Annotated in this window: 2 tRNA genes and 1 rRNA gene; all 3 read left to right on the top strand. The window is 49.4% G+C overall.

Annotated features, from left to right (window positions below):
* A 16S ribosomal RNA gene (locus CBE68_RS18590) occupies positions 1-643 on the top strand; the annotation flags it as partial.
* A 147-nt stretch (positions 644-790) separates the two neighbouring features.
* Positions 791-867 (top strand) — tRNA-Ile (locus CBE68_RS18585).
* 250 nt (positions 868-1,117) lie between these two features.
* Positions 1,118-1,193: transfer RNA gene (locus CBE68_RS18580), tRNA-Ala, on the top strand.
* The last annotated feature ends 202 nt before the right edge of the window (positions 1,194-1,395 follow it).

Genomic DNA, 1,395 nt, shown 5'->3' with positions numbered 1-1,395 from the left:
AAGGTTAAAACTCAAATGAATTGACGGGGGCCCGCACAAGCGGTGGAGCATGTGGTTTAATTCGATGCAACGCGAAGAACCTTACCATCCCTTGACATCCAGAGAATTTTCTAGAGATAGATTAGTGCCTTCGGGAGCTCTGAGACAGGTGCTGCATGGCTGTCGTCAGCTCGTGTTGTGAAATGTTGGGTTAAGTCCCGCAACGAGCGCAACCCTTGTCCTTATTTGCCAGCACTTCGGGTGGGAACTTTAAGGAGACTGCCGGTGATAAACCGGAGGAAGGTGGGGACGACGTCAAGTCATCATGGCCCTTACGGGATGGGCTACACACGTGCTACAATGGCAGGTACAGAGTGCTGCGAGCTCGCGAGAGTTAGCGAATCACTTAAAGCTTGTCGTAGTCCGGATTGGAGTCTGCAACTCGACTCCATGAAGTCGGAATCGCTAGTAATCGCAGATCAGAATGCTGCGGTGAATACGTTCCCGGGCCTTGTACACACCGCCCGTCACACCATGGGAGTGGGTTGCTCCAGAAGTGGTTAGTCTAACCTTCGGGGGGACGATCACCACGGAGTGATTCATGACTGGGGTGAAGTCGTAACAAGGTAGCCCTAGGGGAACCTGGGGCTGGATCACCTCCTTACCTAAGCTCAGCGAGCTGCTGAGTGTTCACACAGATTGTCTTGTGAGATAGAGCGAAAGAAATGCTGAAACGGCAGTCGCGCGCTTAGAGCGATTTAAGCGATGCGTGTTTGTTGTTGGCTTAGCCAGCGGCAAGCCGAGCAAGAATAGGCTTGTAGCTCAGCTGGTTAGAGCGCACCCCTGATAAGGGTGAGGTCGGCAGTTCAAGTCTGCCCAAGCCTACCAATTCTTTCCTTACTCGTTGTCGTGTTAGTCGTCGCCTATTTGAATACGCTTCCTCTTAACACTCCTCGATTAAGAAAAGAATGCAACGTTTTAGCAAAAAAACGTTTAGGCGGCGTAAACCGCTAGTTGCAATGATTTGGTTTCTAGTCGAGCCGACTGACGAACGAGTGAAGGCGCATACATCAGGTATGTAACTGAATGAGTGAGGAGTCAAGGCGACGAATAGGAAGCAAAGCAGCAGCAAATAGATGGGGCTATAGCTCAGCTGGGAGAGCGCTTGATTTGCATTCAAGAGGTCTGCGGTTCGATCCCGCATAGCTCCACCATTTTTCCGAATTGCGTCGTTGCTGCGAACAGTCATTTACTGAATGTAAACTCCTGTTCTTGCGCCTAGCACTTCGAAAAAATCTTTCGTAATGAGAGCTCAAACTTAAGTAATCAACTACTTACGCTTGAGCTTTTTCTTCCTCTGGAAGATGAAACTCTGCTCTTTAACAACTTGGAAACCCAAAAAATTTGAAGTTCGAA

Source organism: Neiella marina (genome assembly GCF_002165625.1).
Lineage (GTDB): Bacteria > Pseudomonadota > Gammaproteobacteria > Enterobacterales > Neiellaceae > Neiella > Neiella marina.
Note: the sequence above shows the minus strand (reverse complement) of the source record. Positions and strands in the feature narration are given on the sequence as shown.